Annotated in this window: 16 protein-coding genes; 12 read left to right on the top strand and 4 right to left on the bottom strand. The window is 59.8% G+C overall.

The window, feature by feature from the left end:
- Positions 1-40 precede the first annotated feature (40 nt).
- Entirely contained in the window at positions 41-979 is a 939-nt protein-coding gene (locus tag FVV99_RS01205) for a LysR family transcriptional regulator (protein ID WP_161598944.1), read from the bottom strand.
- A 288-nt stretch (positions 980-1,267) separates the two neighbouring features.
- Here FVV99_RS01205 and FVV99_RS01200 point away from each other — a divergent pair, with 288 nt between their 5' ends.
- The 7 genes from FVV99_RS01200 to FVV99_RS01170 all read left to right on the top strand — a co-directional run bounded on the left by FVV99_RS01200 (position 1,268) and on the right by FVV99_RS01170 (position 7,448).
- Entirely contained in the window at positions 1,268-2,347 is a 1,080-nt protein-coding gene (locus tag FVV99_RS01200; RefSeq protein ID WP_148252177.1) for an ABC transporter substrate-binding protein, read from the top strand.
- 74 nt (positions 2,348-2,421) lie between these two features.
- The gene (locus FVV99_RS01195) at positions 2,422-3,249 is read left to right on the top strand and encodes an ABC transporter permease (RefSeq protein ID WP_148252176.1); all 828 of its coding nucleotides are present in this window, start codon (positions 2,422-2,424) and stop codon (positions 3,247-3,249) included.
- Entirely contained in the window at positions 3,246-4,100 is an 855-nt protein-coding gene (locus FVV99_RS01190) for an ABC transporter ATP-binding protein (RefSeq protein WP_148252175.1), read from the top strand. Before FVV99_RS01195 ends, FVV99_RS01190 begins: the two co-directional genes overlap by 4 nt.
- A 16-nt stretch (positions 4,101-4,116) precedes the next feature.
- Entirely contained in the window at positions 4,117-4,884 is a 768-nt protein-coding gene (locus FVV99_RS01185) for a creatininase (protein WP_148252174.1), read from the top strand.
- A 51-nt stretch (positions 4,885-4,935) separates the two neighbouring features.
- Positions 4,936-5,715, top strand: a complete 780-nt coding sequence (locus FVV99_RS01180) for an SDR family NAD(P)-dependent oxidoreductase (RefSeq protein ID WP_148252173.1) — start codon at positions 4,936-4,938, stop codon at positions 5,713-5,715.
- Positions 5,712-6,464, top strand: coding sequence for an SDR family NAD(P)-dependent oxidoreductase (locus FVV99_RS01175; protein WP_148252172.1), 753 nt, complete (start codon positions 5,712-5,714; stop codon positions 6,462-6,464). The genes FVV99_RS01180 and FVV99_RS01175 overlap by 4 nt, the downstream gene beginning before the upstream one ends.
- A 21-nt stretch (positions 6,465-6,485) precedes the next feature.
- Positions 6,486-7,448, top strand: a complete 963-nt coding sequence (locus FVV99_RS01170) for an agmatinase (protein ID WP_148252171.1) — start codon at positions 6,486-6,488, stop codon at positions 7,446-7,448.
- Positions 7,449-7,499: 51 nt separating this feature from the next.
- On the opposite strand, the gene FVV99_RS01165 is transcribed toward FVV99_RS01170, so the two are convergent.
- A complete protein-coding gene (locus FVV99_RS01165) occupies positions 7,500-8,288 on the bottom strand; it encodes an SDR family oxidoreductase (RefSeq protein WP_148252170.1) in 789 nt (262 codons plus the stop codon).
- 61 nt (positions 8,289-8,349) lie between these two features.
- Here FVV99_RS01165 and FVV99_RS19020 point away from each other — a divergent pair, with 61 nt between their 5' ends.
- Positions 8,350-8,592, top strand: a complete 243-nt coding sequence (locus FVV99_RS19020; RefSeq protein WP_148252583.1) for an IclR family transcriptional regulator domain-containing protein — start codon at positions 8,350-8,352, stop codon at positions 8,590-8,592.
- Positions 8,593-8,711: 119 nt separating this feature from the next.
- Positions 8,712-9,740: an aldo/keto reductase gene (locus FVV99_RS01155; protein ID WP_148252169.1), complete on the top strand. Its 1,029-nt coding sequence runs from the start codon at positions 8,712-8,714 to the stop codon at positions 9,738-9,740.
- Here the strand turns inward: FVV99_RS01155 and rhtB are convergent.
- Positions 9,728-10,348, bottom strand: coding sequence for a homoserine/homoserine lactone efflux protein (gene rhtB, locus FVV99_RS01150; RefSeq protein WP_148252168.1), 621 nt, complete (start codon positions 10,346-10,348; stop codon positions 9,728-9,730). The two genes, FVV99_RS01155 and rhtB, sit on opposite strands and share 13 nt — an antisense overlap.
- Before the next feature lie 166 nt (positions 10,349-10,514).
- Here rhtB and hemN point away from each other — a divergent pair, with 166 nt between their 5' ends.
- Complete coding sequence (gene hemN / locus FVV99_RS01145; RefSeq protein WP_148252167.1) at positions 10,515-11,909, top strand: oxygen-independent coproporphyrinogen III oxidase; 1,395 nt, start codon at positions 10,515-10,517, stop codon at positions 11,907-11,909.
- Positions 11,910-11,934: 25 nt separating this feature from the next.
- On the opposite strand, the gene norR is transcribed toward hemN, so the two are convergent.
- A complete protein-coding gene (gene norR, locus FVV99_RS01140) occupies positions 11,935-13,482 on the bottom strand; it encodes a nitric oxide reductase transcriptional regulator NorR (RefSeq protein WP_148252166.1) in 1,548 nt (515 codons plus the stop codon).
- 249 nt (positions 13,483-13,731) lie between these two features.
- On the opposite strand from norR, the gene hmpA reads away from it, so the two are divergent.
- Both hmpA and FVV99_RS01130 read left to right on the top strand, forming a co-directional pair.
- Entirely contained in the window at positions 13,732-14,916 is a 1,185-nt protein-coding gene (gene hmpA / locus FVV99_RS01135; RefSeq protein WP_148252165.1) for an NO-inducible flavohemoprotein, read from the top strand.
- Positions 14,916-16,127 carry an NnrS family protein gene (locus FVV99_RS01130; RefSeq protein WP_148252164.1) on the top strand — a complete coding sequence of 404 codons (1,212 nt, stop codon included), beginning with the start codon at positions 14,916-14,918 and terminating at the stop codon, positions 16,125-16,127. Before hmpA ends, FVV99_RS01130 begins: the two co-directional genes overlap by 1 nt.
- Position 16,128 lies beyond the last annotated feature (1 nt).

The raw sequence follows: 16,128 nt of genomic DNA, 5'->3' as shown, positions 1-16,128 counted from the left end.
AGAGAAGAAGCGTTCTAAAAATTAGATCATAAGCTTCATGCTAATGTGTCGATGTCTCCGCGCCACTACCCAGCACCCCCATCAAGCAGTTAACGAACACATCGGTGGAACGCGACGTGTGGTGCTTGCTGGTGCATAGATAGAATTGACTCTCATGGTCAGGGACGTCCGGCAATAGGGCCTTCATGAGCCCCTTGTCGACCCAGTAGTCGGCATAGTGTTGCGGCAGGTAGCCTAAGTAGCGCCCGCTCAGGATAAGCAGGGCATTGCTCTCCATATGCGAGACGGTCGGGCCCTGGTCGGTCACGCGCGGGTCATCGATCGACGGTAATGACGCATAACTCTTGTCCGTCAGTGTGGTGTGCTTCAGTGCTTCCAGGATACGGTCAGCGTCGGTTTCATTGAATAGCGGATGGTCGCTGCCACAGTAGAGTCGCTGGCGTTCGGTAAACACGGTAACGCTATCGATGGAGTCGTGTGTCGGCTCGACAGGCGTGAGGATACAGTGATAACGGCCGTCGATGAGTCCCTGAAGCAGCTCTTCCGGGGACGATATGTCGACGTGCAGATGTACGCCGGGCGCTTGTTCCGTGAAGTTCTGAAACCCCTTGGGGAGAGGCGCGGACTGGTTGGTGGCCAGGGCGTCGACGACACCGAAATGGAGATCGCCACTCAGATTACCCCGTAACTCGGCGACGACATCGCGGAAATCAGTAATCGACGAGAAAAGCGGATTCAGACTTTCATGAATCCGCTCCCCTTCCCTGGTCAAGGAAAATCCTTTGCGACCCCGCTCGCATAGCGAAAACCCTAGTCGCTCTTCCAGTTGCTTGAGCTGGATGCTTATGGTCGACAGGGAGAGACCGAGAACCTGCTGGGCCGGTGCTAATCCTTGTGCCTGGACAACGGCATGGAAGACACGCAGTAATTTCAGGTCGAAGTCGGTGAGATTCGGGACGTTCGAATGCCTTGCAGTCATGAGGCCGGCTGGCAAATAGCAGTAGATTGGTATCGAGCAGATCATAGCCCCTGATACGAGTCAAGGCATGCGTTTCCGGCGCTCTCGGCGATGCACCAGATAAGGGTGAATCCTCTCTGTATCGCACTGTTTTTGTTCAATTTCATTCGCTTTGAGAGTGATCAAACCTTGGTTTGTCATTTGGTTATGGTTTCTGCTTTCTTACCTGCCTAGGCTCGTAGCATAACGAATACGCTTCTCGTCAGTGACACGAATTAACGACAAGATTTACATCACGAGGACAGCAAGATGGCAGGTACAAAAAAGACAACGCGCTTTCTGCTTTTGGGGCTGGTATCGACACTGGCCATCCCGGGAATCTCGCAGGCGCAAGAAGATAAGACGGTCAATATAGGGCTGAATGTCTCCTGGCCGGGCTTCTCCTTTCTGGAAGTCGCCAGACAAAAGGGGCTGGCGGATGATTATGATTTGAACCTGACGATTTTCGAGGATCCTCTCGGCGGCCATTCGGCACTCGCTTCCGGGGAAATCGATGTCTATCTAAGTACAGCGGAATACACACCTTTTGCGATTTCCCGAGGGTTGGATACGGTTCTGGTGTCGCATCTCAATATCTCCTATGGCGTCGACAAGATTCTCGCTGCCGAGCCCATGAACAGTGACGAACTCAAGGGCAAGAAGGTGGGGGCTCCCCAGGCCTACATCGGTGAAATTCTGATGGGAATGTGGCTCGACCGCGAAGGGCTGACACCGGATGATGTCGAATGGGTGAACCTCAATGCCGATGAAGCCGTTGGCCCTGTCATGTCAGGTGACCTGGCCGCTTCTTACATGTATGAGCCCTGGGTTACCCGTGTTCTCGACAATCTGGATACGGCCGAAATCGTGGCTGATACGGGCGAGTCTTACTACCTCGATACGGGCATTTTCATGGATGCCATGTACATGAACAAAGAGTTCATCGACGAAAGTCGTCAGGCCGCGATAGATATGATCAAGGCACGCTTCGATGCTCTCCAGTACTGGAATGACAACACGGCAGAGGTCAACCAACTTTTCTCCGACTATCTCGGTTGGTCGGTCGCGGATATCGAATCCATCATGGGTACCAATGGCAAGTATCTGGACGATGGCCTCTACATGCTGGACTTCAATGAGGCGGCCCGGATTTGTGGTGCCCTCGATGGTGATCCCCCTCACGGCATCGAAAACGGCGCGATCATCGAGAGTGTCGAGCTGACCAACGAATGGTGGGTGAAACTCGGCCTGATGGATGAGGTACATGACCCCGCAGCGGGAGTCGACTGTAGCCTCATTCAGGAGCTGGCCGACAGCGGCTACCGTCAAAGCATGTCCGCCCATGACTAGGACAGGGAGTCGGGTATCGAAAAACATCGATACCCGACGTTGTCTCGGTTCAACCACATCATGAGGGAGCAAGCATGACGGTGAGAAACGGCGATCATGCGTTTCGGCAACGCTGGTTCGAGTTCCTGGCGCCGATTTCCAGGAAATGGCGCATCATACTCGGGTCCTCGATCTGGATTCTGTTTTTCGGTCTCTGGGAAGCCGCTGTGATCAGTGGCTGGGTCAATACATTGCTGGTGCCCTCGCCGTTGCAGGTTATCAACACACTCTATGAGTTGTTCGCTGAGCAGGGGTTCTTGATGGATGTCGGTATCAGCGTTGCACGTATTCTGGGTAGCTTCACCGTGGCGTGTGCGATCGCCATTCCTCTCGGTGTGCTCATGGGCTCCTTCAAGACCGTGGAATCCTTCGTTAATCCCTTCGTGTCGGCGTGGCGCTACCTTCCGGCGCCGGCATTCATACCGATCCTGCTGATGTGGTTCGGAACGGGCGAGCTTCCCAAGCTGGCGTTGTTATTTCTCGGGGTCATCTTTTTCTTGATCACCTTGATCATGGATCACACCAGCCAGGTGCGGTCGGAACTCATCGAAACTGCGATGACACTGGGGGGAAAACGCTGGCAGATCCTCTGGACGGTGGTCGTCCCGGCCGTACTACCTAATATCGTCACTTCGATGCGGCAGATGCTGGCGATCGCCTGGACCTACCTGGTCATTGCCGAAATCATCGCGTCGACGAGCGGTATCGGCGCCATGATGATGCGGGCGAGACGCTTCCTGAATACCGACGAAATCATGGCCGGGATCCTGATCATCGGTGTACTCGGCCTTGCCTTCGATGTGATGTTCCGCTGGTTGCAGCGTGTCCTGTTTCCCTATCTCGAGCAAGAGGGTCATGCATGAACCTGTCCCATGCCCATGGAGACGTACCGACGGTCACTGCACGACGTGCGTCGACTGACGAACCCAAGTTACGCCTGGAAAGCGTCGGCAAATCCTTTCATGTACCGCGGGGACCGGCTATCGAAGCGATCGCCGATGTCAGCTTTACCACTCATGAAAATGAAGTCTGTGTACTGCTTGGCCCTTCCGGCTGTGGTAAATCGACCGTGCTGAGGATGGTAGCCGGTCTGGAGCAACCGACAAGCGGCAACCTGACGCTCGATGGTCAGCCGATCCTAGGGCCGGCCCAGGAACGCGGCATGGTCTTCCAGGCCTATACCTCGTTCGATTGGCTGACCGTGCAGCAGAATGTCGAATACGGGATGCGGTTGAATCACGTGCCCAGGGCAGAGCGGCGCGAGCGTGCCTCTCACTTCATCGAGTTGGTAGGGCTTCACCGGTTCGCCAATACCTATCCCCGCCATCTGTCGGGCGGAATGAAACAGCGAGTGGCGATCGCGCGTACTCTGGCTAACCAGCCCTCGTTGCTATTGATGGATGAGCCCTTCGGGGCTCTCGATGCTCAGACCCGCTGGCAGATGCAGGAACTGATGCTCAGCATCGCTGAAGCAGCCAATACCACGGTACTGATGGTGACCCATGACATCGAGGAAGCCATCTTCCTGGCCGATAGGATCGAATTCATGTCCCGTCATCCCGGAACGATTCGTGAGGAGATCGTGCCGGCGTTCAAGCAGGGGCGACGCCTGCGCCGGAAAGAGGAATTGATCGGTTTGAGCGGTTACGACGATCTGGAGCGCCATATTCTGCAACTGATGCGGGAACAGGGTGGCGACAGTGCTGATCACTGACATCGATGGAGAGGGTATGAATCAACCGACGGTAATGATGGCGGAACTGACGTGGCCCGAGTTCGCAGCGTCCCTCGAGCGCGACCCGGTCGTCTTCCTGCCCACTGGAATGCTCGAGCAGCATGGGCCCCATCTGCCCATGGGGGTGGATCACCTGTTACCGACCGCCATTGCTGCGATGATCGCGCGAGACGTCGATGGCATCGTCGCACCACCACTCAACTATGGCTACAAGTCGATGCCGCGTACCGGTGGCGGCCCGGGCTTTCCTGGCAGTACAGGGCTCGATGGCGCAACGCTGAGTGCCACCGTGCGTGATGTGATCCGCGAGTTCGCCCGGCATGGCGTGCGCCGCGTGTGTGTCATCGACGGCCACTTCGAAAACCTCTGGTTCATCAACGAAGGCATCGATCTCGCCATGCGGGACGTTGGCGGTACCGGCCTGCAAGTGATGTGTCTGCAACATTGGGATTTCTTGACACAGGAAACCCTGGAGGACGTGTTCACCGAAGGCTATCCGGGGATCGAGCTGGAACACGCAGCGGTGCTCGAGACCTCGCTGATGATGCACTTCTACCCAGCGTTGGTTCACCTGGATCGTATCCCCGACAACGCGCCGATGGAGGCACCGCCGTACGATATCTGGCCTGCTCGCACGGCGTGGGTTCCCGACTCCGGTGCACTGACCTCTGCTGCGCAGGCTTCGGCGGAGAAAGGGGCATTGATGGCGGCGCAGTACCGGCGCGACATGACGGCGGCGGTCCGACGCGAACTCCTGTCATAACATGACGCGACAGGGTCCTGGTGTGACGCATGATTTGTCAGGGAAGGGAAAATGGCTACGTCGTTTGATTTCAGAGGGCAGACCGTGTGCGTGACGGGGGCAAGCCGGGGAATCGGTTTTGCGGTGGCGCATGCCTTTTCGCAGGCGAATGCCCACGTTTGGTTGCTCGCCGAGGATACTGCCGTGGTACAGGCAGCCGGTGAGATCGCGACGGCGACCGGTGGGCGTGTGCAGGCGCTGCGTTGTGACATTGCCGATCGGGCGGCGGTACGACGAGCGTTCGAGAGCGTCGGGCCTCTTGATGTGTTGATCAACAATGCCGGAGTGGAACTGCCGACACCGGTGGCAGACGAGCACTCGGCCATCGACGATGCCTTTCGCCGAACCATGGAGGTGAACGTCATGGGGACGTGGTGGGTAACGCGTGCGGCGGTGCCTCTCATGCAAGAAGGTGGGCGCATCCTGATCACTTCGTCGATCTGGGGACGCACGGCGGTACCGGGATTCGCCGCCTATGTGGCCTCCAAGCATGCCTTGATCGGTATCGCCCGGACGCTGTCACAGGAACTGGGGCCCCGGTCGATACGGGTCAATGCTATCTGTCCCGGTTGGGTGCGCACGGAAGCGTCCTTGCGCTCTCTCGCGATCATGGCACAGGAACGAGGCATCAGTGAGGAGAGGTTGGCCGAGGAACTCGCTGCCGGCCAGTCGCTGGATGGTCTGATGGATCCGGCAGACGTTGCGGGTCTGTATCTTTATCTGGCCTCGGAGGCGGCAGCCAATGTCACTGGGCAAGCCATTCCTATCGATCGCGGCGAGGTGATGGCATGACGACACCATTGCAGGGAGTCCGTGTGCTGGTGACGGGTGGCTCGCGTGGTATCGGCCGCGCGATTTCGCTCGCGTTGGCTGCAGCGGGCGCCAAGGTGGTTTTCGGTTACTACGGCGATGACGAAGCGGCAGCCGCCACGCTGAAGGCGTTACGGATGCATGATGCATCGGCGTTTGCGGTTGAAGCGGATGTCTCGCAGGAAGCCCAGGTGGTCGCCATGGCGGGCCAGGCAATCGAGGGGCTCGGAGGTCTCGATGTGGTGGTCAACAATGCAGGTATCCTGCACGAAGCCGGTCTTCTGGAAACCTCCGCTGACGCCTTCGATGCGGTGACGGGCGTCAACCTGCGCGGCACCTTTCTCGTCGGGCGTGAAGCGATTCGCCATATGACACGTCATGGCGGGGGGCGCGTCATCAATATCGCCTCCGATCTCGGTTACCTCGGCCGAGCGCGTAACAGCGCCTACTGTGCCTCCAAGGCAGGTATCGGCGCGCTGACCCGCACCTGGGCTCGTGAATTTGCGCCGCACATTCTCGTCAATGCCGTTGCCCCGGGACCGGTGGATACCGACATGCTCGGCGCCGACGTCATGAGCGAGGCGCAGCGCGAGAAAGAGAGCGATATCCCCCTGGGACGTATCGGTCGACCCGAAGAGGTTGCTGCAATGGTGCGGTTCCTGGCGGGGCCGGAGGCCACCTTCATTACCGGCCAGACCTATGGTGTCAATGGCGGCAGTTCGATGATCTGAACCAACGACAAGGAATTGATGATGGCAAGAGACGCGTCTTTCTTTCGACCGCTGGGTGGCAGTGAGCTACCACGTTTCGCCGGCCGTTCCACCTTCATGCGGTTGCCGATGATCGAGGATCCGGCGGAAGTCGATATTGCACTGGTGGGCTTTCCCTGGGATAGCGGCTCGACCAACCGGGTCGGTCAGCGACACGGCCCCCGTGAGATCCGCAGCAACTCCACCATGATGCGCCTCGTGCACCAGGCCAGTCGTATCGCCCCCTATGACCTGTGTCGCATCGCCGACCTGGGTGATGTACCCGTCAATCCGATCAATATCGACGATACGCTCGCACGTGCCACCGCCTTCTATCGCAGCATTCGCGAGGCAGGTGCCGCCCCATTGACGGCGGGTGGCGACCATCTGGGCACCCTGCCGGTCCTGCGCGGTATCTTTGCGGGTGAGCCAATGGCCCTGGTCCAGTTCGACTCGCATTCCGATACCAACGATACGTACTTCGGCGACAACCCCTACACGCATGGCACACCATTCCGACGCGCCATCGAAGAGGGCATCCTGGATGCCGAACGCATCGTTCAGATCGGCATTCGTGGTTCTCTCTATACCCCGTATGATCTGGATTGGGCGCACGAGCAGGGTATCCGGATCATCGAGATCGAAGAGTATTTCGATCTGGGGCCCGACAAGGTGATCGAGGAAATCCGTCGGGTGGTCGGCCTTGCACCGACCTACGTGACATTCGATGTCGATGCGCTGGACCCTGTCTATGCGCCCGGCACCGGGACACCGGAAGTCGGCGGGTTCACGACACCGGAAGCGCAACGCATGATTCGTGGCCTGCGCGATCTCAACCTCGTGGGGGCCGATGTCATGGAGGTCGCTCCGCCATTCGACACCGCCGACATCACGGCACTGACCGGCGCGAACCTGATGTTCGAACTCCTCTGCGTGCTAGCCGATGCGATCGCCAAGCGACGCTGAAGAGAGTCGTCGATCGTGGGGGCCGGCCGAACCGCTATATTTGGCTTGGTGCTAGAATGTGCCTGGGTAGCTCCCTCCGTCGAGCAGAATATTCTGACCCGTCATATAGGCAGCCTGTGTGCTGCATAGGAAAGCGCAAAAGGCACCGAACTCCTCGGCTGAACCGAAACGTCGTGCCGGGATCGACTGAGTTCTCTGCTCCCTGATCTCGTCTATGGGCCGATTCTGCGTCTGTGCATTGAGCGACAGGTTGTTTTGCAACCGCTCGGTATCGAAAGAGCCAGGTAGCAGGTTGTTGATCGTCACGTTGTTGCCGGCCAATTGTGGCTGACGAGCAAGCCCGGCAATGAACCCTGTCAAACCGCTGCGAGCACCGTTTGACAGGCCGAGGATGTCGATGGGGGCTTTCACGGCTCCCGAGGTGATGTTGATCACCCGGCCAAAGCCGTTGGCGGCCATGGTATCCACCGTGGCCTTGATGAGTTCGATGGGTGTGATCATGTTGGCCTCGACGGCGGATAGCCAATCATCGCGGCCCCAGTCACGAAAATCCCCTGGCGGCGGGCCGCCGTTGTTGTTGATCAGAATGTCGACGCGTGGGCACGCTGACAGTACCGCCTCCTGCACCGAATCGTTCCCGATGTCTCCGGCCACGGCCTTGACATCGACATCCGGATTGCGTGTCTGCAGTTCCTGTGCCGTCGCCTCCAGGGCATCCTGGCTTCTGGCATTGATCACCAGGTTGACGCCTTCTTGAGCCAATGCCATGGCACAGCCTTTACCGAGCCCCTTGCTGGCGGCACATACGACTGCCCAGCGTCCTGCGATTCCAAGATCCATGCGTATCTCCTTACCTTAGTGGCGTAGGTACGAGTCTCAATGATGTCTATCAACGGGCGGAATAGCCACCATCCACGGGCAGTATGGCACCAGTGATGAACTGGCCCGAACGCGCGAGCAGGGTTACGCCATCGATGACGAGGAGAACGAACGCGGCATCATTTGTTTCGGTCAGGCCATCTACTCGGCGGACGGTCGAGTCGAAGGCGCCGTCAGTGTCAGCGTTCCAAGGTATCGCCTGCCGGCCGAAGGGGGGCCGAGATCATCAAACACATACAACGCTTGTGCCAGCAAGCGGGCCTGAGCCGGCAACGGGGATGACCGACCGAAAGGGGCAATCCGGTGCCGATAGGATTTGCAGTGTCCTTATCCCCCTCGGCATGATGGTTTCATGTCCCCTGTCCACCACCTGAGAGGATTCCTATGTCGACTGTCCTGCATCGCCTCAAGGAAGTTGCTTCGCCCACCATCGGCCTGGGCTGCATGAATATGTCCCATGGCTACGGGACTCCTGTACCCGAGCCTGCGGCATTGCGCGCACTCGATACGGCATTCGACATGGGCTACCGCCACTTCGATACCGCGACCCTCTACGGAGCGACGGCCAACGAGACCCTGGTGGGCAAGGCGTTGCAGGGCAAGCGAGATCGGGTCCTGCTGGCCAGCAAGTGCGGCATGGCCATCGATCCCCAGTTGGGCAAGAAGGTGATCGATGGCCGTCCCGAGACGCTCAGACAGCAGTGCGAGGCGAGTCTTGAACGGCTGCGTACCGACTATCTGGACGTGTATTATTTGCACCGCCTGGATCGCCAGGTACCCATCGAGGAGAGTGTCGGTGCGTTGGGTCGTCTGGTGGAGGAAGGCAAGATTGGTGGCGTCGGCCTGTCCGAAGTCTCGGCAACCACATTGCGCCGAGCCGCCATCGAGTATCCCGTCGCCGCAGTGCAATCGGAATACTCGCTATGGACGCGGAATCCGGAGATCGCGCTGCTCGAGGCCTGTCGTGAGACGGGGACGGTACTGGTGGCCTTCAGCCCGCTGGGAAGAGGGTTCCTGACCGGGGCCATCAAGGAGATCGCGCGCCTCGAAGAGAGCGACATGCGACACAACATGCCGCGTTTCAACGCCGAGAACTACTCTAGGAACTGGCGCCTGCTGGAAGACTTCATGGCCATGGCAGGCGAACGGGACATGACTCCCGGGCAGCTGGCCCTGGCCTGGCTCAAGGCACAGGGAGATGACGTCATTCCTATCCCCGGCTCCCGATCCGTTGATCACATGCGTGAGAACCTGGTGGCTGAACACGTTCGCCTGGATGCTGACACCCTCGCGCGACTGAACGTCATGATGACCCCCGATCAGGTATGGGGGGCGCGCTACAGCGCGGCTCAGCAGGCGGATATCGACACCGAAGAGTTCGCACCAACGGCAGGCTCGACTCATACACCCTGACGGCGAAAGCTTGCCAATGCCACGGCGGCGGCCACGAACAGGCCACCGAAAAGGCGGTTCAGCATGCGCTGCTGTGCCGGGCGCCGCATGAAGCGTTGCAGTTGGCTGGCCAGGATGGCGTAGCCAAGCATGACGATGATATCCACGGCGATCAGCGTGACCCCCATCGTCAGGAACTGAGGACCGTGAGGGGCGTCCGGTTCCAGGAACTGGGGAAAGAGCGAGACCAGGAAAACGGTTGCCTTGGGGTTGGTCATATTGACCAGCACCGATTCCCAGAAACGCTTGTCGGGTGCCTTGTCGGTATCGGTTGGCGCTTCCAGGCTGCCTTCACGCCATTTCTGCCAGCCTAACCAGACCAGATAGGCCACACCGGCCCACTTGAGCAAGGTAAACATCCAGGTGGACGAGGCCAGTATCGCGCCCAGGCCGACGCCGACGATCAGGATCTGGGTGCCGAAGCCCAACTGCAGGCCGATGATCGCCGGTAGGGTACGACGCACGCCATAACGCAGTCCGTTGCTCATGGTATTCACGGCGCCCGCGCCGGGCGAGAGGCTGATCAGAATCGAAGCCAGCAGAAATGCCAGCCACAGGTTCGGACTCATGTCGCTTCCTCATTCGTGGTCGGAAATACAGGAAAGCCGATAACGATGACATAGTCATGACGATTTTTCACCCGGTTTTGACCCAGATCATCACGGGCGGGCGCGTGGCCGTGCGAGGCCCTTTATCCTGAGACGTGAACGACAAGATGATCTCGAGGCGCTCGCCATGAACCATGCAACCCTGACTTTCGAACGGGCTCTGGTCGAGAAGTACGATCGACCCGGTCCACGTTATACGTCGTACCCTACCGCACCACGTTTTCACAGCGACTTCACGCTTGACGAATATCGTGATGCCGTCGGTCAGAGCAATGGCGACCTGCTTCCCAAGCCCCTGTCGCTGTATGTGCATATCCCGTTTTGCCATCAGTTGTGCTACTACTGCGCATGCCACAAGATCGTCACGCACCGCCCCGAGCGTGCCGCGGACTATCTGGCGTATCTCAAACGCGAGATTCGTCTTCAGGCTTACCTCTTCGACGACGACCGTCAGGTGACCCAGCTTCATCTGGGGGGAGGCACGCCCACCTATCTGACCGGCGACCAGCTCGGTGAATTGATGGCGGCACTCGATGACGCATTCTGTCTCGATTGGAGGGAATCGCGGGAGTTTTCGATCGAGGTCGACCCACGCAGTGTCTCGGTCGCCACGATCGGTGTGCTCAAGGCGCAGGGCTTCAACCGGCTGAGTCTCGGCGTGCAGGATTTCGACCCGCGAGTCCAGCAGGCCGTCAATCGTGTGCAGAGCGAAGCACAGGTTACCGAATTGCTGTCGGCAGCTCGCCATGCAGGCTTTGCGTCGGTCAGTTTCGACTTGATCTATGGACTGCCGTGTCAGACGGCCTCGAGCTTCAGTCGAACCCTGGACAAGGTCATCGCGCTGCGTCCCGATCGAATCGCCACTTATGCTTACGCGCATCTGCCCGAGACGTTCCGGGCCCAGCGACTCATCCAGTCCTCGGACATGCCGACGCCTGAACAGAAGCTTGAATTGCTGGCGTTGATCATCGATCGCTTGCAGGCCGCCGGGTATGTCTATATCGGTATGGATCATTTCGCCCTGCCGGAGGATGAACTGGTCAGGGCGCGGGGTGCCGGTACGCTGCAGCGCAATTTCCAGGGCTACTCGACGCAAGCGGACTGCGATCTGATCGGGCTGGGGATTTCGGCTATCGGTAAGGTCGCCGATACCTACAGCCAGAATGCCAAATCACTGCCCGAGTATTACCGTCGGCTCGATGAACTGCAGTTACCGGTCGTGCGTGGCTACCGGCTCAGTGATGACGACCGCTTGCGTCGCGATGTCATTCATCACCTGATGTGTCACGGCGTGGTCGATATTCCGGCGATCGAGCAACGCTACGCGATCGATTTTCGCACCTATTTCGCCGAGTCGCTCAGGCAGCTGGAAGCGCCGATGGCCGATGGACTGGTGACTCTCGATGAAGCATCGCTGATCCTGCAACTCCGCGGTCGTCTGGTGATGCGCAATATTGCCATGGCCTTCGATGCCTATCTTGACGATGACTCGCAGCAACGGCCGTTTTCCCGAACGGTGTGACGTCGGCGCCATTGCCGCTCGGCGGTCACGCCTTGAGGCCCAAGCGTCGTGCCTGTCGGTGCAGGTTGCCCGGGTCCATTCCCAGTGAGCGTGCCGCCGCCGCCCAGTTACCCTCGTGCGCCTCCAGTACCGACTGGATGTGCTGTCGCTGGAAATGCTCGGTGGCGGCGCGGAGGGTGAGCGTCGCCTGCGGTGACGGAACGTCCGGCGAAGCTGCGGTGGGCTCGACCGGCCTGGCAGGCGCTTCCAGAGGCAGGTCCAGATGGTCACGTGTAATCAGGGCCATGGCGCGGCGCTGATCGCTGGTCGAGACACAGACGCGTTCGCCCAGCGCACGCAGTGCCGCCCGTGCCAGGGTATGCTCCAGTTCACGTACGTTGCCGGGCCAGTGCCAGGCAAGCAGCGCCGTCTCGCCGTCCTGATCGAGTCGCAGGTTGTTCAGCCCCAGTCGGATCCGGTTGGCTTCGAGGAAATGGCCGGCCAGCAGGGGAATGTCCTCGGGCCGTTCACGCAGCGGTGGCACTCGCAGAGGAAAGGCGCTGAGTCGGTGGTAGAGATCCTGGCGGAAACGTCCCGCGTCGGCTTCGGCACCCAAGTCACGATTGGTGACGGCGACGACGCGGACATCGACCCGTTGGGGGCGTTCGCTGCCCAACGGCTGGATTTCCCCTTCCTGCAGCACCCGCAGCAGTTTGGGCTGCAGTGACAGGGGGAGTTCGCCGATTTCGTCGAGCATCAAGGTACCGCCGTCGGCCATGGCAAAGTGACCACGCCGGTCCTGAGTCGCCCCGGAAAAAGCGCCGCGGCGATGACCGAACAGTTCGCTTTCGATCAGACTCTCGGGCAATGCCGCACAGTTGACCTTGATCAAGGGGCCCTGGTGGCGTTGCGAGCGGCGGTGCAGCGTACGCACGGCCAGTTCCTTGCCGACGCCTGTCTCGCCATGCAACAACACACTCATGTCCGTCGGTGCCACGAGTTCGATCGATTCGTCGAGCTGGCGCATGGCGCGACTGTTCCAGTGCCAGTGAGCATCGGCCTGATGCTCCGGCGCCAGGGCCTCGTTGAGGCGCGTGCGCGTTGCTTGCAACTGTTCGGCGAGTCGCAGGCAGGTTCCCAGTAGCCGGGCGATGGCGAGCAGTTGGTCATCATCCAGGGCATCGAGGCTGCCGGGATTCAGGGCGTCCAGCGTCAGCAACCCGGTCAAGCGGTCGCCATCGCGCAGGGCAACGCCGAGGCAGTCATGGACCTGGCTGAGATCGTCATCGATGAGGCCGTCGAACGGGTCGGGTAACGGGCTGTCCTGTGGAAAACGGCAGACCCCAGGGTGGCTGGCGATTGCGGCCAGCCGAGGATGATCCCGCAGCACGAAGCGTCGTCCGCGGACTTCATCGCTCAACCCCATCAACGCAACCGGCCGGAATGCGTCGCCATCGGCGACCATCAGCGTGCTGGCGTCGGTCGGAAAATCACCCACCAGCGCCTTCAGCAACGCCGCCCAATGCGTATCGGAGGCCTGGTTATCGGCGAGATAGGCGAGCAGGGTGCGCAACGCTTTCAGAAAGTCGGTCATCGATGATACCTCGGACACTCGCTGGATGATTGTGGAAATGATAACGGCATTGTCTTTTTGACAATAGTCGTAATGACATGCCAGCGGATGTCGCGACCGTGAGTCACAGGAAGGATCGCCATCGAATCCCGCAGTGGCGGTTCTCATGCCGTCTCGATGTGGCGAAGTGTCGCATCGGTGTGTAATGGAACGCGCCTTGCTCATTCAAGGTGTCATTGTGAACACCATCGATGAGGATTGAGCAACGCCATGCTGACAAGAGACCAGGAACGAATCATTGAAGCGACCGCCCCCGTCGTCGCCGAGCACCTGAATACCATTACCCAGCGCTTCTATCCATTGATGTTCGAGCGCTATCCCGAGGTCAAACCGCTATTCAACCAGGCGCATCAGGTCAATGGTGGCCAGCCTCGCGCCTTGGCCGGCTCGGTACTGGCCTATGTCCAACTGCGTCAGGAACCCGCCCGTGCCCGTCAGGTGCTGGAAACGGTGGTCAACAAGCACGTATCGCTGAACATTCAGCCGTACCAGTACCCGATCGTCGGCGAATGCCTGATGGCAGCCATCGGTGAGGTACTGGGCGATGCCGTGACAGAAGACGTGGCCGACGCCTGGGGCGCCCTCTATGAAGAACTGGCCGCATTGCTGATCGATCTTGAGAGTCAGCGCTATCAAGCGTTTGCCGAGGCCCCCGGGGGTTGGCGCGGTACGCGTTCCTTCCGGATAGCCGAAACCCGCCAGGAGAGTGCCGTGATCCGCTCCTTCATCCTGGAACCGGAAGATGGCGAGCCGGTCGCCGATTTTCAGGCTGGCCAGTTCATCGGCGTCAGGGTCACGATCGACGGTGAACCGGTCTATCGTCACTACAGCTTATCGGCGTATCCCAACGGTCGCAGTTACCGGATTTCGATCAAACGTGAGGCCGATGGTCGCGTCAGCCGCCATTTCCATGATGTGCTCCAGGTCGGTGACCGTATCGACCTGTTACCGCCTGCCGGCGATCTGACCTTGCCGGAAGAGGGCCATGAACCCGTCATGTTGCTCAGTGGCGGGGTCGGCCAGACTCCCATGCTGCCGCTGCTGCGCGAAGCGCTGGCGCAGGGGCGTCAGGTCGTCTATCTACATGCCGCGCTGGATCGCGACCATCATGCGTTCGGCGACCATGTGGAGACCCTGGCACGCGACTATCCGCAACAACTACAGGTCGTTACATTCTATGAAAATGCCGATGACGCTATCCGGGTCGACCATGTCGGACGGATCAGTCGCGACCTGCTGGCGCGTTACTTGCCGGCCGGCGAACCACGCTGCTATTTCGTCGGGCCACAGGGTTTCATGGTAGCGGTGGATCGGCACCTGGCGGCACTGGGAGTGCCCGAAGAGCGCCGTCACTTTGAACATTTCGGACCATCACGCGCACTCGAGGCGGCCTGATGACATCCTCGTTCAAGCCAGTCACGCGAGGGTCGATCGAACGGGTCATGCCGCTCTGGCGGCTGGCCTTCCGCCCCTTCTTTTTGCTGGGCGCGGTGTTCAGCCTGGTAGCGATGCTGGTATGGGGCGGGTTCTGGCATGGCGAGATCCTGCTGATGCCTCACGGCGGTATGCTGTGGTGGCACCAGCACGAGATGCTGTTCGGCTTCGGCGGGGCAATCGTCGTTGGCTTTCTGCTTACCGCCGTACAGAACTGGACCGGGCGACCCGGCTTGCACGGGGGGCCCCTATGTGGATTGGTCATGCTCTGGCTGGCCGGACGTGTGCTGCTAGCCTTCCCTCCGGACATGGCGCCTATCTGGCCGGCGCTCGTGGATCTCGTCTTTCTACCGCTGGCAGCGGTGGCGTTGGGCATTTCCGTGATCCGGGTTCGCCAGTGGCGCAACCTGATCTTCATACCCGTCCTGCTGCTCATGACGACTGCCAACGGGTGGATGCACTGGGGTGCCATACAGGCGAATGGGCAGGCGGTACGCGATGGGGCTCAGATGGCGATCCTGCTGATGGTACTGCTGATGGTGGTGCTGGGGGGACGGGTCATTCCGTTCTTTACGTCGCGCCGTCTGGGTACCATGCAACCCTCGCGTTGGCTGTGGCTCGAAATCGTCTCGATAGGCACGATCGCCCTGCTGGTGCTCATGTCGGGGATTGGCTCGCTGACCTCGTTGCCTGCTGAGACCTGGGCGATAGTCGCGCTGACGGCTGCCGCTGCCAACACGCTGAGATTGTGTCGCTGGCAGGGGCTGCGTTGTCTGCATGAACCGCTATTGTGGGGGCTTCACGGCAGCTATGCGTTCGTCTGTCTGGGACTGGCCATGTGGGGGTTGGCCTCTTTCGGCTGGCTCGGTACGTCATTGGCGTTGCACGCCATCACTATCGGTGGCATGAGCACCATGATGCTGGCGATGATGGCGCGAGTGTCACTGGGGCATACCGGCCGTGCGATCCGCACGCTACCCGGTATCGGCGTGGCATTGGGGCTGATGATGTTGGCGGCGGTGCTGCGTGCACTGTTGCCGGTCATCTGGCCGCAACTCTTTCCTTGGACATTGAGTTTGAGTGTGCTGTGCTGGGTGCTGGCATTCACACTCTTCGTGTGGCGCTATGCGAGGTTGCTTGCCACGCCTCGTGCCGATGGTCAGGCAGGTTGAG

Source organism: Aidingimonas lacisalsi, from assembly GCF_008079445.1.
Classification (GTDB): Bacteria; Pseudomonadota; Gammaproteobacteria; order Pseudomonadales; family Halomonadaceae; genus Aidingimonas; species Aidingimonas lacisalsi.
The sequence above is the reverse complement of the archived record's forward strand: the minus strand, read 5'-3'. Positions and strand labels throughout refer to the sequence as shown.

Excerpts from the sequence above, each read along its gene's own strand:
- FVV99_RS01205 (WP_161598944.1), bottom strand. The coding sequence starts at position 979 with ATGACTGCAAGGCATTCGAACGTCCCGAATCTCACCGACTTCGACCTG.
- FVV99_RS01200 (WP_148252177.1), top strand. The coding sequence starts at position 1,268 with ATGGCAGGTACAAAAAAGACAACGCGCTTTCTGCTTTTGGGGCTGGTA.
- FVV99_RS01195 (WP_148252176.1), top strand. The coding sequence starts at position 2,422 with ATGACGGTGAGAAACGGCGATCATGCGTTTCGGCAACGCTGGTTCGAG.
- FVV99_RS01190 (WP_148252175.1), top strand. The coding sequence starts at position 3,246 with ATGAACCTGTCCCATGCCCATGGAGACGTACCGACGGTCACTGCACGA.
- FVV99_RS01185 (WP_148252174.1), top strand. The coding sequence starts at position 4,117 with ATGAATCAACCGACGGTAATGATGGCGGAACTGACGTGGCCCGAGTTC.
- FVV99_RS01180 (WP_148252173.1), top strand. The coding sequence starts at position 4,936 with ATGGCTACGTCGTTTGATTTCAGAGGGCAGACCGTGTGCGTGACGGGG.
- FVV99_RS01175 (WP_148252172.1), top strand. The coding sequence starts at position 5,712 with ATGACGACACCATTGCAGGGAGTCCGTGTGCTGGTGACGGGTGGCTCG.
- FVV99_RS01170 (WP_148252171.1), top strand. The coding sequence starts at position 6,486 with ATGGCAAGAGACGCGTCTTTCTTTCGACCGCTGGGTGGCAGTGAGCTA.
- FVV99_RS01165 (WP_148252170.1), bottom strand. The coding sequence starts at position 8,288 with ATGGATCTTGGAATCGCAGGACGCTGGGCAGTCGTATGTGCCGCCAGC.
- FVV99_RS01155 (WP_148252169.1), top strand. The coding sequence starts at position 8,712 with ATGTCGACTGTCCTGCATCGCCTCAAGGAAGTTGCTTCGCCCACCATC.
- rhtB (WP_148252168.1), bottom strand. The coding sequence starts at position 10,348 with ATGAGTCCGAACCTGTGGCTGGCATTTCTGCTGGCTTCGATTCTGATC.
- hemN (WP_148252167.1), top strand. The coding sequence starts at position 10,515 with ATGAACCATGCAACCCTGACTTTCGAACGGGCTCTGGTCGAGAAGTAC.
- norR (WP_148252166.1), bottom strand. The coding sequence starts at position 13,482 with ATGACCGACTTTCTGAAAGCGTTGCGCACCCTGCTCGCCTATCTCGCC.
- hmpA (WP_148252165.1), top strand. The coding sequence starts at position 13,732 with ATGCTGACAAGAGACCAGGAACGAATCATTGAAGCGACCGCCCCCGTC.
- FVV99_RS01130 (WP_148252164.1), top strand. The coding sequence starts at position 14,916 with ATGACATCCTCGTTCAAGCCAGTCACGCGAGGGTCGATCGAACGGGTC.